Source organism: Actinomadura rugatobispora (assembly GCF_042656285.1).
Taxonomy (GTDB): Bacteria; Actinomycetota; Actinomycetes; order Streptosporangiales; family Streptosporangiaceae; genus Spirillospora; species Spirillospora rugatobispora.
Window position 1 is genome coordinate 45517 of record NZ_JBHSON010000012.1, and the last position, 12601, is coordinate 58117.

General features: G+C 73.9%; 12 protein-coding genes. 11 read left to right on the forward strand and 1 reads right to left on the reverse strand.

All coding sequences use genetic code 11. The features are described from left to right. Positions 1-15: 15 nt before the first annotated feature. From ACFPZN_RS10860 to ACFPZN_RS10880, 5 genes are all read left to right on the forward strand, one after another. A complete protein-coding gene (locus ACFPZN_RS10860) occupies positions 16-1587 on the forward strand; it encodes a coiled-coil domain-containing protein (protein WP_378281729.1) in 1572 nt (523 codons plus the stop codon). Between the two features lie 193 nt (positions 1588-1780). Continuing rightward, on the forward strand, positions 1781-3466 hold the full coding sequence (locus tag ACFPZN_RS10865; RefSeq protein ID WP_378281730.1) for a CTP synthase: 1686 nt from the start codon (positions 1781-1783) through the stop codon (positions 3464-3466). Next, entirely contained in the window at positions 3463-4116 is a 654-nt protein-coding gene (locus ACFPZN_RS10870) for an NUDIX domain-containing protein (RefSeq protein WP_378281731.1), read from the forward strand. The genes ACFPZN_RS10865 and ACFPZN_RS10870 overlap by 4 nt, the downstream gene beginning before the upstream one ends. Before the next feature lie 214 nt (positions 4117-4330). Then, on the forward strand, positions 4331-5257 hold the full coding sequence (gene xerD / locus ACFPZN_RS10875; protein ID WP_378281864.1) for a site-specific tyrosine recombinase XerD: 927 nt from the start codon (positions 4331-4333) through the stop codon (positions 5255-5257). Between the two features lie 180 nt (positions 5258-5437). Next, the gene (locus ACFPZN_RS10880) at positions 5438-6313 is read left to right on the forward strand and encodes a ParA family protein (protein WP_378281865.1); all 876 of its coding nucleotides are present in this window, start codon (positions 5438-5440) and stop codon (positions 6311-6313) included. A 293-nt stretch (positions 6314-6606) separates the two neighbouring features. Here the strand turns inward: ACFPZN_RS10880 and ACFPZN_RS10885 are convergent, their stop codons facing one another. Beyond that, positions 6607-7797 carry a serine/threonine-protein kinase gene (locus ACFPZN_RS10885; protein ID WP_378281732.1) on the reverse strand — a complete coding sequence of 397 codons (1191 nt, stop codon included), beginning with the start codon at positions 7795-7797 and terminating at the stop codon, positions 6607-6609. 168 nt (positions 7798-7965) lie between these two features. Between ACFPZN_RS10885 and ACFPZN_RS10890 the strand changes: the two genes are divergently transcribed. The 6 genes from ACFPZN_RS10890 (at position 7966) to cmk (ending at position 12594) form a co-directional block, all read left to right on the forward strand. Beyond that, the gene (locus ACFPZN_RS10890; protein WP_378281733.1) at positions 7966-8856 is read left to right on the forward strand and encodes a segregation and condensation protein A; all 891 of its coding nucleotides are present in this window, start codon (positions 7966-7968) and stop codon (positions 8854-8856) included. Then, complete coding sequence (gene scpB / locus ACFPZN_RS10895) at positions 8849-9418, forward strand: SMC-Scp complex subunit ScpB (protein WP_378281734.1); 570 nt, start codon at positions 8849-8851, stop codon at positions 9416-9418. Before ACFPZN_RS10890 ends, scpB begins: the two co-directional genes overlap by 8 nt. 93 nt (positions 9419-9511) lie before the next feature. Beyond that, a complete protein-coding gene (locus tag ACFPZN_RS10900) occupies positions 9512-10243 on the forward strand; it encodes a pseudouridine synthase (protein ID WP_378281735.1) in 732 nt (243 codons plus the stop codon). Between the two features lie 41 nt (positions 10244-10284). Beyond that, positions 10285-10647: a chorismate mutase gene (gene aroH / locus ACFPZN_RS10905; RefSeq protein ID WP_378281736.1), complete on the forward strand. Its 363-nt coding sequence runs from the start codon at positions 10285-10287 to the stop codon at positions 10645-10647. Between the two features lie 50 nt (positions 10648-10697). Beyond that, a complete protein-coding gene (locus ACFPZN_RS10910; protein ID WP_378281737.1) occupies positions 10698-11801 on the forward strand; it encodes a prephenate dehydrogenase in 1104 nt (367 codons plus the stop codon). Positions 11802-11928: 127 nt separating this feature from the next. Then, positions 11929-12594: a (d)CMP kinase gene (gene cmk, locus ACFPZN_RS10915; RefSeq protein ID WP_378281738.1), complete on the forward strand. Its 666-nt coding sequence runs from the start codon at positions 11929-11931 to the stop codon at positions 12592-12594. Positions 12595-12601 lie beyond the last annotated feature (7 nt).

Below are 12601 nucleotides of genomic sequence, written 5' to 3' on the forward strand. Positions count from 1 at the left end.
CAGGCGAGGAGACACGTGAGCGAGCTGAACGGATCGGGGTCGCGCCCCGTCCCTGACACCGGTGCGCCCTGGCCCGCCATGGGCCGGGACGCGGCCGCCCAGCAGCCCATCAAGGCCGCCTCGCCGGGGCGTCCCGGCGAGGCTGCGCGGCCCGAGCAGGACAGGCCCGAGGCCCAGCCCTGGGACATCGTCGAGCGGCTGCGCCAGATGGCCGACCTCATCGGCGACGCGCTGGCGGCCGGCGAACGCAAGGTCAGCGAGGCGCAGACCGACGCCCAGACGCAGGTCGCCGCCGTCCAGGCCGAGAAGGACGCGGCGCAGCGCGACGCCGCGGCCGCCTGGGGTGAGGTGCAGCGTGCGCGGGGTCAGGCCGAGCAGGCCGACCGGCGCGCGGTGGAGGCCGAGCGGCGCATCGCGGAGGCGCAGAGCGACGCGCAGGCGCAGATCGCGGCGATCACCGCCGAGAAGGAGTCCGCGCAGCGCGACGCGGCGGCCGCCTGGGGTGAGGTGCAGCGTGCGCGGGGTCAGGCTGAGCAGGCCGACCGGCGCGCGGTGGAGGCCGAGCGGCGGCTGGCCGAGGCGCAGAGCGACGCGCAGGCGCAGATCGCGGCCGTCCAGGCCGAGAAGGAGTCCGCGCAGCGCGACGCCGCCGCGGCCTGGAACCAGGCCCAGCAGGCGCGTGTCCAGGCCGACCAGGCGCGCGTCCAGGCCGACCAGGCCCGGGCGCAGGCCGAGCAGGCCCGCTCCCAGATGGAGCAGGCCCAGGCCGGGATGGAGCAGGCCGAGCGCAGGGTCGCCGAGGCCGAGGCCACCGTCCGGCAGGCCATCACCCAGCGGGACGCGATGAGCGAGGCCCGCGACGACGCCCTGCGCGCCGTCGAGGACGCCGTCAACGCCCGCCGCGCCGCCGAGGCCGAGCGCGACCGGATGGCCGAGCAGGCCGCCGAGCTGTCCCGGGCGCTGGAGTCGGCGCACGGCGACCTGTCGGGGCTGCGCGCCAAGCTCACCGACGCCGAGATGAAGGCGCAGAACCTCCAGCACACCGCCGCCGCGGCCGCCAAGGAGGCCGAGGAGGCCCGGCGCCGCGTCCAGGGCGCCGAGGCCGAGCGCGAGCAGGCCCTCGACACCGCCGCCCAGTCGCTGGAGGCCGCCAAGAAGGCCGAGCGCGAGCGGGACGCGGCCGGCCAGGCCCGCGACGCCGCCGCCTCGGCCCGCGAGGCCGCCGAACGCGGCCGGGAGGCGGCCGAGCGCGGCCGGGAGGCCGCCGTCCAGGCGCAGGCCCGCGCCGAGTCCGAGCTGACGCTGGCCCGCGGCCAGGCCGAGCAGGCGGGCCGGGAACGGGACAAGGCCGTCACCGGGATGCGCCAGGTCGCCGCCGAGCGGGACGCGGTCGCCGAGAAGCTCAAGGAACGCGACCAGTGGGTCGACCAGCTTGCCCAGGCCGTCACCGAGCAGCGCGCCGCGATCGCCGAGCTCTCCCAGGAGCGCGACGCCGCCCGGCAGGCCGCCGACCAGGCCCGGTCGCTGATCGACGAGCTCACCCGGCAGCTGCGCACGATCATGCCCACGGCCGCCCCGCGGATCTGACCGGCGTTTTCGCGGCGCGGGAACCGTTTCCGCGCCCGATTCGGTCAACCCGGCCGGGAACCGGCCTCTGACCAGGGGCCTGACCGACCTGGACGGGCACGACCCGGACGGGCCACGGTGTCGTGCCTGTTATCCTGGTGGCCCGTGGACAGTGCGGTACCGTCCGCCTCGCAACGACCACGGGAGCGCCTTCTTGCCTTCGGCAGCCACTGGTAGAACACGTCCTACCAAGCATCTCTTCGTCACCGGCGGTGTCGCCTCCAGCCTCGGCAAGGGACTGACGGCGTCCAGCCTGGGGCGGCTACTCGCCCTGCGCGGCCTGCGGGTCACGATGCAGAAGCTCGACCCCTACCTCAACGTCGACCCCGGCACGATGAACCCGTTCCAGCACGGGGAGGTCTTCGTGACCGACGACGGGGCCGAGACCGATCTCGACATCGGCCACTACGAGCGGTTCCTGGACACCGAGCTGCACGGGTCCGCCAACGTCACCACCGGCCAGGTCTACTCCAACGTGATCGCCAAGGAGCGGCGCGGCGAGTACCTCGGCGACACCGTGCAGGTCATCCCGCACATCACCAACGAGATCAAGGACCGGATCCGCGGCATGGCCGCCGACACCGACGTCGACATCGTCATCACCGAGGTCGGCGGCACGGTGGGCGACATCGAGTCGCAGCCGTTCCTGGAGTCGGTCCGCCAGATCCGGCACGAGATCGGCCGCGACAACTGCTTCTTCCTGCACGTGTCGCTGCTGCCCTACATCGGCCCCTCCGGCGAGCTGAAGACCAAGCCCACCCAGCACTCGGTGGCCGCGCTGCGCTCCATCGGCATCCAGCCCGACGCGATCGTGTGCCGCTCGGACCGGCCGATCACCGACGGGCTCAAGCACAAGATCTCCATGATGTGCGACGTCGACCGCGAGGCCGTGGTCTCCGCGGTGGACGCCGCCAGCATCTACGACATCCCCAAGGTGCTGCACGCCGAGGGCCTGGACGCCTACGTGGTGCGCCGCCTGGGCCTGCCCTTCCGCGACGTGGACTGGGGCGCCTGGGACGAGCTGCTGCGCCGCGTCCACCGGCCCGCCCGCGAGGTGACGATCGCGCTGGTCGGCAAGTACATCGACCTGCCCGACGCCTACCTGTCGGTCACCGAGGCGCTGCGGCACGGCGGGTTCGGCAACGACGCCAAGGTCAACATCCGCTGGGTCAAGAGCGACGACTGCGAGACCCCCGAGGGCGCCCGCCGCGAGCTCGACGGCGTCGACGGCGTGCTGATCCCCGGCGGGTTCGGCGTGCGCGGCATCGAGGGCAAGCTCGGCGCGGTCCGGCACGCCCGGGAGAACCGCGTCCCGCTGCTGGGCATCTGCCTGGGCCTGCAGTGCATGGTCATCGAGGCGGCCCGGTCGCAGGGCGGGCTGCCCGGCGCCGGCAGCACCGAGTTCGACCCGGCCGCCGCCCACCCGGTGGTGGCGACCATGGCCGACCAGGTCGACGTGGTCGCGGGCGAGCGCGACATGGGCGGCACCATGCGGCTGGGCCTGTACCCGGCCGACCTGGCCGAGGGCTCGGTGGTGCGGGAGCTGTACGGGGAGGCCAAGGTCTCCGAGCGGCACCGGCACCGCTACGAGGTCAACAACGCCTACCGCGAGCAGCTGGAGCAGGCCGGGCTGCGCTTCAGCGGCCTGTCGCCCGACGGCCGCCTGGTGGAGTACGTGGAGCTGCCCCGCGAGACGCACCCGTTCTTCGTGGGCACCCAGGCGCATCCGGAGTTCCGCTCCCGCCCGACCCGCGCGCACCCGCTGTTCGCCGGGCTGGTCGCGGCCGCCCTCGACTACGCCGAGCTGCGCGGCGGCGCCGACGCGGTGTCGACCTCGTGAGCGGTCCCGGGGCCGTCCCGCCGGGCGTGGACGACGTGCGCGACCGCCGCGACCGCTGGGAGGTCGTCGCCACCGAGCGCGTGTTCGAGGGGCACGTGTTCGACGTGCGGCGCGACTCGGTGCCGATGCCCAGCGGCGGCACCACCGAGATCGTCCACCGCGACGTCATCGAGCATCCCGGGGCGGTCGGCATCCTCGCCGTCGACGACGCCGACCGGGTCCTGCTGCTGCGCCAGTACCGGCACGCCTCCGGCTACCTGCTGTGGGAGGCGCCGGCGGGGCTGCGCGACGTGGCCGGCGAGCCGCTGCACAAGCTGGCCGAGCGCGAGCTGCTGGAGGAGGCCGGCTACCGCGCCGACCGCTGGGACGTGCTGGCCGACGTGCTGCCCTCCTCCGGGATGTCGGACGAGCGGGTGCGGATCTTCCTGGCCCGCGGCCTGACCGAGGTGCCCGCCGACCAGATCGACTTCGAGCGGGTGCACGAGGAGGCCGACATGCCGGTGGTGTGGGTGCCGCTGGACGAGGCGGTCCGCAAGGTCCTCGCCGGTGACCTGCACAACATGATCGCGGTGACCGGGATCCTGGCCGTGCACGCGGCCCGCGCCCGCGGCTACCGCGACCTGCGCCCGGTCGACGCGCCCGAGGGCTGAACCGCCGCCCGTGCGGGCGCATGTCGGTTTTGTTGCGACATCGGCCCGCGGCGCGCGCGGATGGCGCGTTCCCGCGCGGCCGGAGGGGGCATGATGGGCACGTCCCACTCGGCCACCCCGCCCGGAAGAGGTGCCGCAACTGTCACCGAGCACGACCGGCCGGAGCGGCGCGCGGCCCGGAACCGACGGCCAGACCCCCGACGACGCCACCCCCCTGGGCTCGGCCGTGCGCACCTACCTCGGGCATCTCGCGGTGGAGCGCGGCCTGGCCGCCAACACCCTCAGCTCCTACCGCCGTGACCTGCGCCGCTACCTGGCCGTCCTGACCGGCCGCGGCCGCACCGCGATCGACCAGGTCACCGAGGACGACGTGCGCGAGTTCCTGGCCGGGCTGCGGGAGGGCGACGCCGACCACCCGCCGCTGTCGGCCGGGTCGGCGGCCCGCGCCGTGGTGGCCGTGCGCGGCCTGCACCGCTTCGCGCTGCGCGAGGGCCTGACCGGCACCGACCCCGCCCGCGACGTCAAGCCCCCGACCCCGCCGCGCCGGCTGCCCAAGGCCATCTCCCTCGCCGACGTCGAGCGGCTGCTGGCGGCCGCGGGAGGCGGCGCCGACGGCGACGCCGAGGCGGCCAGGGCGCTGCGCGACCGCGCCCTGCTGGAGCTGCTGTACGGCTCGGGCGCCCGCATCTCCGAGGCCGTCGGCCTGGACGTCGACGACCTCGACCTCGGCGAGGGCTTCGCGCGCGTCGCCGGCAAGGGCGGCAAGGCCCGCGTCGTCCCGATCGGCGACTACGCCCGCCGCGCCGTGGAGGCCTACCTCGTGCGGGCCCGCCCAGAACTGGCGCGGGCCGGGCGGGGCGGGCCGGCGCTGTTCCTCAACGCCCGCGGCGGGCGGCTGTCGCGGCAGGGGGCCTGGATGGTGCTGCGCGCCGCCGCCGAACGCGCCCGCCTGTCGGACGTCTCGCCGCACACGCTGCGCCACTCCTTCGCCACGCACCTGCTCGACGGCGGGGCCGACGTGCGCGTCGTCCAGGAATTGCTCGGACACGCCTCGGTGACGACCACACAGGTCTACACTCTGGTGACGGTGCAGCTGCTGCGCGAGGTCTACGCCACCTCCCACCCGCGCGCGCGGAGCTGACACCTGGCCGGTGACCTGCTGGGGCGCCCGTCGACAAATCGCGACCAACGGCGCGCGTCGGCTTGTGACAGGTGATGTCAAGCCCTAGAGTCCCCGGTGCTGGATGGCATTTTCGGGCCACCGGGGAGGGATCTGGTGACGAGCACGCAGGCTTCAGGGGGGGTCCTCTCCTCCGCCACCATCGAAACCGATCCGAGCCGCGCCCTCGGGCCGACTCAGCGTCCCGTGCCCGCGTTCCCCGACCCGGAACCGCTGGCCGAGCACGGCCCCGCGCGGATCGTGGCGATCTGCAACCAGAAGGGCGGGGTCGGCAAGACCACCACCACGATCAACCTGGGCGCCGCGCTCGCCGAGTACGGCCGCCGGGTGCTGCTGGTCGACTTCGACCCGCAGGGCGCGCTGTCGGTCGGGCTGGGCAAGGGCGACCCGCGGCAGCTCGACATGACGATCCACAACCTCCTGCTGGAGTCGGACACCGACTGGGAGGACGTCGTCATCGACACCGGCGTCGACGGCATGGACCTGCTGCCCAGCAACATCGACCTGTCGGGCGCGGAGGTCCAGCTCGTCCACGAGGTGGGCCGGGAGTACATCCTGGCGCACTCGCTGAAGTCGGCGGTCCCGCACTACGACTACATCCTCATCGACTGCCAGCCGTCGCTGGGCCTGCTCACGGTGAACGCGCTGGCCGCCAGCGAGGGCGTGCTGATCCCGCTGGAGTGCGAGTACTTCGCGATGCGCGGGGTCGCGCTGCTGATGGAGACCATCGACAAGGTGCAGGGGCGGATCAACCCCGAGCTGGTCATCGATGGCGTCCTCGGCACGATGTACGACTCGCGCACCCTGCACACCCGCGAGGTGCTGGGACGCATCGTGGAGGCGTTCGGCGAGAAGGTCTTCCACACCGTGATCAACCGCACCGTCCGGTTCCCCGACGCGACCGTCGCCGGCGAGCCGATCACCTACTTCGACCCCAACTCCATGGGCGCCAACGCCTACCGCGGCCTGGCCCGCGAGGTCCTCCAGCGCTGGCGCGCGATGGAGGAGGAGGACTGACCGGCCCCGCACGAGCCGGTCGGCGCCGGATCAGACGTCCAGCGAGGGGACGTCCAGCCACAGCATGGCGGACTCCCGGTGTCGCCCGCGCAGGGACTCCTGCACGGAACGGCGCCGCTCGTGGCGAAGATGCCGCACCGGTTCACGGCCGTCGAGGATCTGCGCGGTCCGGGCGAGGGTCGTCGCGCGCAGGAAGGTGTCGGTGATGCCGGCCGCCAGCCGTTCGGCGCGGTCGGGAGCCTGGCGGGCCAGTTCGGGGACGACCCGGCTCAGCGCCGAATCGCGCCGGCCCGTCAGCCCGTCAGCCCGTCGGCCAGCCGCGCCGCCCGCTCCGGATGCGCCTGCCGCATGCCGATCGCGGCCTCGGCGAGGGCACCGGGATGGCCTCGCGCGATGGAGCGGGCGATCGCCTCTGCCCGGTCGGGGAACGCCGGCGCGATGCCCTCGGCGAGATTGGCGAGGGCCGTGTGGCGGGAGAACGGCAGCAGGATGAGCCGTGCTGTGCGGCGCGTCCGCTTGATCAATGCCTTCGCGTGTTCCGGGTGGTTCGCGGCCATGGCGGAGGCGACCTGCCCGGTCAGCCGGAAGTCGCGGTCGGGGCGAGGGCGGGAGGTGAGCAACCGCTCGGCCAGGCCGGGACGGGCCGGCGCCAGGTCCATGATCAGCTGCGAGGAGAGGTCCTTGAGTCTGTCCTCGGGGAGGATGCCGATGATCCTGCTCGCGCGGGCCGGGTCCGTCGCGGCGTACCTCTCGGCTATCAAGATCAGGCTGACGGTGGAACAGCGCGCGAAGAACCTGTGGGCCTTCCCCCCCCTGTGAGAATGAGAAGCAGTGAGCGTGCGATCCGCTCCGCCTTGCCGGGGTGCGAGTCGAGGGCTCGTCGAGTACCAGCGTGCGGTCTCGCCCGGGTGACGGGGTGCGGCGCCGTCGCCGCGGCACTGCTCGGGCGACATGTACACGGGAGTGCCGAAGACCTGCCCCTTCGCCGTGAGGACGGACGCGGCGTCGGCGGCGCGGGCGATCCCGAAGTCGCAGATCTTGACCTCGCCGCCGCTGGTGAGGAACAGGTTGGCCGGTTTCAGGTCGCGGTGCACGACGCCTCCGGCGTGCGCGGCGGCCAGCGCCTCGGCTGCGCGGCGGGCCAGGGACGCGGCGCGCCGGACGGGCAGCCCGCCCGGCGACCCGGCCACCACGGCGGCCAGGTCGCGGCCCTCCAGCAGCTCCATGACGATGAACAGCAGGTCCTCGTCCTGGCCGATGTCGTGCACGGCGGTGATCCCGGGATGCCGCAGCCGCGCGCCGAGGGTGGCCTCCCGCCGGAACCGCGCCGCCGGCTCCCCGTCGGCCCGCACTCCCATCATGAGCTTGACGGCGACCGGGCGCTCCAGGGCCCGGTCGTGGCCGCGCCACACCTCGCCCATCCCGCCCCGGCCCAGCCGCTCCTCCAGCCGGTACCGGCCGTGCAGCTCGAACCCAGCGCGCATGGGGTCTCCGGGGCCTGCGGGGGGATGTGATCGACAAGTTTGACACGCCGGGGGCCGTCCGGGTTCGCGTGGCGCGGGTGCTCGCGCGCACGTGGGAGCATGGTTCTTTCGGCGGGACGGTCGGCGGGAAGGGGAGGACACCGGGTGGGCTCGGCTACCGTGAGCGACGTGGACGGAACGTCCGGAACGTCGGGGGCGGCCGGGACGGAACCGGAGCCGGAGCAGGGAGCCGAGGGGGCGCGCGGCTTCCAGGTCCACCTGGACAACTTCGAGGGCCCGTTCGACCTGCTGCTGGGGCTGATCTCCAAGCACAAGCTGGACATCACCGAGGTCTCGCTGCACAAGGTCACCGACGACTTCATCGCCCACATCCGCTCCCACGGCAAGGAGTGGGACCTGGACCAGGCCAGCCACTTCCTGCTGGTCGCCGCGACCCTCCTCGACCTCAAGGCGGCGCGGCTGCTGCCGTCCGGGGAGGTCGACGACGAGGAGGACCTGGCCCTGCTGGAGGCCCGCGACCTGCTGTTCGCCCGGCTGCTGCAGTACCGGGCGTACAAGGAGGTCGCGCGGGTCTTCGCCGGGAAGATCGCCGACCAGGGGCGCCGGTTCCCGCGGATGGTGCCGATGGAGCCGCGGTTCGCCGGCCTGCTGCCCGAGGTGCTGCTGGGCCTGGGGCCCGACCAGTTCGCCCGGCTGGCCGCCAGGGCGCTCACCCCCAAGGCGCCGCCGTCGGTGTCGGTCGAGCACATCTACCAGGCGCAGACCACCGTCAAGGAGCAGGCGGCCATCGTCATCGAGCGGATGCGTGCGCTGCGCCAGACCACCTTCCGGGTGCTCACCGACGACTGCGACGGCACGTTCGAGATCGTGGCCCGGTTCCTGGCGCTGCTGGAGCTGTACCGCGAGCTGGCGGTGGCGTTCGAGCAGCCCGAGCCGCTGGGCGAGCTGCACATCACCTGGACGGGCAGCGAGGAGGGCGACATCAAGGTCGGCGACGACTACGAGGGCGCCCGCCCCGCCGAGGACGGCGACGGGAAGAAGGACGAGGGCGATGACTGACGGACCGGGCGACGAGGACCTGCCGGGGCTGCGGGCGTCGGTCGAGGCGATCCTCCTGGTGGTGGACGAGCCGGTCGCCGAGATCACCCTCGCCCAGCTGCTGGAGCGCCCCACCCACGAGATCACCGCCGTGCTGCGCGAGCTGTCGGCGGAATACACCGAACAGGGCCGCGGGTTCGACCTCAGGGAGGTCGCCGGCGGCTGGCGGTACTACACCCGGGACGTGTGCGCCCCGGTCGTGGAGCGCTTCGTCACCGACGGCCAGCAGGCCCGCCTCACCCAGGCGGCGCTGGAGACGCTGGCGGTGGTGGCCTACCGGCAGCCGGTGAGCCGCGCCCGCGTCTCGGCGATCCGCGGCGTCAACAGCGACGGGGTGATCCGCACCCTGACGCTGCGCGGCCTGATCGAGGACGCCGGCCAGGACCCCGAGACGCAGGCGCACCTCTATCGCACCACCGGGTACTTCCTGGAGCGGCTCGGCCTGCGCGACCTGGACGAGCTGCCCGAGCTGGCCCCCTACCTGCCCGACGACCTGCCAGAAGAGATCATCGAGGACAAGTGAACGAAGAGACGAGCCGCCAGGCGAGGAACGGAGTGAACCGGTGAGCACAGCACCCCGGCTCATTCGGTCCCGAGCCGTCAGGCGAGGGGCCGAATGAACGAGAACGAGGGTGTGCGCCTGCAGAAGGTTCTGGCCGAGGCCGGGATCGGCAGCCGCCGCCACTGCGAGGAACTGATCGGCGAGGGCCGGGTCACCGTGAACGGCAAGGAGGTGTTCCGGTTCGGCGAGCGCGTCGACCCCCGCCGGGACGTCATCCATGTCGACGGCCGCCGGGTCGAGACCCGCGCCGAGATGCGCTACTACGCGATCAACAAGCCGCGCGGCGTGGTGAGCACGATGGCCGACGAGCGGGGCCGCAAGTCCCTGGCCGACTACGTGGAGGTGCCCGAGCGGCTGTTCCACGTCGGCCGGCTCGACACCGACACCGAGGGCCTGATCCTGCTGACCAACGACGGGGAGCTGTCGCACCGGCTGACCCACCCCAGCTACGGCGTGCAGAAGACCTACCTGGCCGAGATCCACGGGCCGATCCCGCGCGATCTGGGCAAGCGGCTGAGGGCCGGGGTGCGGCTGGAGGACGGCCCCGCCAAGGCCGACAAGTTCCGGATCTTCGACCAGGTCGGCAGGCGGGTGCTGGTGGAGATCACCCTGCACGAGGGGCGCAAGCACATCGTGCGGCGAATGCTGAAGGAGGTCGGGTTCCCCGTCCAGCAGCTGGCCCGCATAGATTTCGGGCCGATCAAGCTGGGCCAGCTGAAGCCCGGCACGATGCGGGCGCTGACCGTGACCGAGATCGGCGAACTGTACAAGGCGGTCGGCCTGTAGCCGAGCGGCGCGAGACTGGCGAGACGGGAAGGGACGAACACGTGGCGGTACGCGCGGTCCGGGGGGCGACGCAGGTCGACGCCGACGACCGGGAGCAGATCCTGGAGGCCACGACGGAGCTGGTCAGCGAGGTGATGGGCCGCAACGGGCTCACCACCGACGAGGTGATCAGCGTGCTGTTCACGGCGACGCCGGACCTGGTGGCGGAGTTTCCGGCGCTGGCCGCGCGCAAGCTGGGCTTCCACGAGGTGCCGCTGCTGTGCGCGTCGGAGATCGCGGTGCCGCACGCGCTGCCGCGGGTGATCCGGCTGATGGCGCACATCGAGACCGACCGGCCGCGGTCGGAGATCCAGCACGTGTACCTGCGGGGCGCGACCGCGCTGCGCCTGGACATCGCCCAGTAGCCCGGCGCGAAGCGGCCGGAGGAGCCCCGAAGCGTCGCTAGGCTTGTGGGGTGGTTGAAGAGGGCATTCCAGGGCGTGTCGTCATCGTCGGGACAGGGCTGATCGGGACGTCGATCGCCCTGGCGATGCGCGAGCGCGGCGCCGAGGTTCTGCTGACCGACCGCGACGAGGTCTCGCTGCGGATGGCGGTCGAGCTCGGCGCGGGCGAGGCGCTCCCCGGCGGCGCCTCGGGGGAGCCGGGCGGGGGCCCGGCCGACCTGGCGGTGCTGGCGGTGCCGCCCGCCGCCGTCGCGGTCACCTTGCTGGACGCCCAGAAGCGCGGCCTGGCCTCGGTCTACACCGACGTGGCCAGCGTCAAGGCGCTGCCGCTGCGGCAGGCCGCCGAGCTGGGCTGCGACCTGACCTCCTACGTCGCGGGCCATCCGCTGGCCGGCCGGGAGCGCTCCGGGCCCGCCGCGGCCCGCGCCGACCTGTTCCTCGGCCGGCCCTGGGCGCTGTGCCCGACGGAGGAGTCCGCGCCGGGGGCCGTCGAGGCCGTCACCGCGCTGGCGCGCGCGTGCGGCGGCGAGCCGGTGGTGGTCGACGCCGCCGAGCACGACGGCGCCGTCGCCCTGGTCTCGCACGCGCCGCACGTGGTGTCGGCCGCGGTCGCCGCCCGCCTCACCGGCGCCGGCGACGTGGCGCTCGGCCTGGCCGGGCAGGGCGTGCGGGACGTCACCCGGATCGCCGCCAGCGACCCCCGGCTGTGGATCGGCATCCTGTCGGCCAACGCCGAGCCGGTCGCCGACGTGCTGGAGGCGGTCGCCACCGATCTGGCCGTGGCGGCCTCGCTGCTGCGCGACGGCAGCGAGGGGGCCGCCGGGCACGTGGCCGACCTGCTGCTGCGCGGCAACGCGGGCCGCTCCAGGATCCCCGGCAAGCACGGCGGCGAGCCGTCGTCCTACGCCGTGGTCCAGGTGGTCATCCCCGACCGCCCCGGCGAGCTGGCGATGATCTTCCAGGCGGCGGGGATCGCCGGGGTCAACATCGAGGACGTCACCATCGAGCACTCGCCCGGCCGCCCGCTGGGCGTGCTGGAGATCTCGGTGCGGCCCGAGGCCGCCGAGCGCCTGGCCGAGGAGCTGCGGGCGCGCGGCTGGTCGGTCCCCGGCTGACCTCCCGTCCCGGAGGCGGCTCGCGCCGGGCGGCCGAGGTCCTCCCGGAGAGCCGGTAGCCTGGCACGTCGGCCGCACCGCCTGGAGCACCACCGCACCGCGTCTCGCCGCGAAGAAAGGGAGCATCGTGCCGCTCGTCATCGCCATGGACGGCCCCTCCGGGTCGGGCAAGTCCAGCGCGTCCAAGGGCGTGGCCCGCGCGCTCGGCCTGCGCTACCTCGACACCGGCGCGATGTACCGCGCGATGACCTGGTGGATGCTGCGCGAGGGCGTCCCGGTCGACGACCCCGCCGCGGTCGCGGCCCGCGCCGCCGAGCCGGTGATCGAGTCCGGCACCGACCCCGACGGCCCCGCCATCACGGTGGACGGCGCCGACGTGTCCGCGCCCATCCGCACCCGCGAGGTGACCAACGCGGTCAGCGCGGTCAGCTCCGTCCCCGCCGTCCGTGAGCGCCTGGTCGCGCTGCAGCGCGAGATCATCGGGGCCGGCGGGATCGTGGTGGAGGGCCGCGACATCGGCACCGTGGTGGCCCCGGACGCGGCCGTCAAGGTGTACCTGACGGCCAGCGAGGAGGTCCGCGCCGCGCGCCGGGCCAAGGAGCTGGCCGCCGACCCGGCCGCGTCGGTGACCGTGACACGGGCCGAGCAGGCCCGCCGCGACCGGCTGGACTCCACCCGGACCGCGTCCCCGCTGGCCAAGGCCGGCGGCGCGGTCGAGATCGACTCGTCCGGGCTGGGCCTGGACGAGGTCATCGAGGCGGTCCTCCGCCTCGCCAGAGCGATGAGCGACTGAGTGGCAC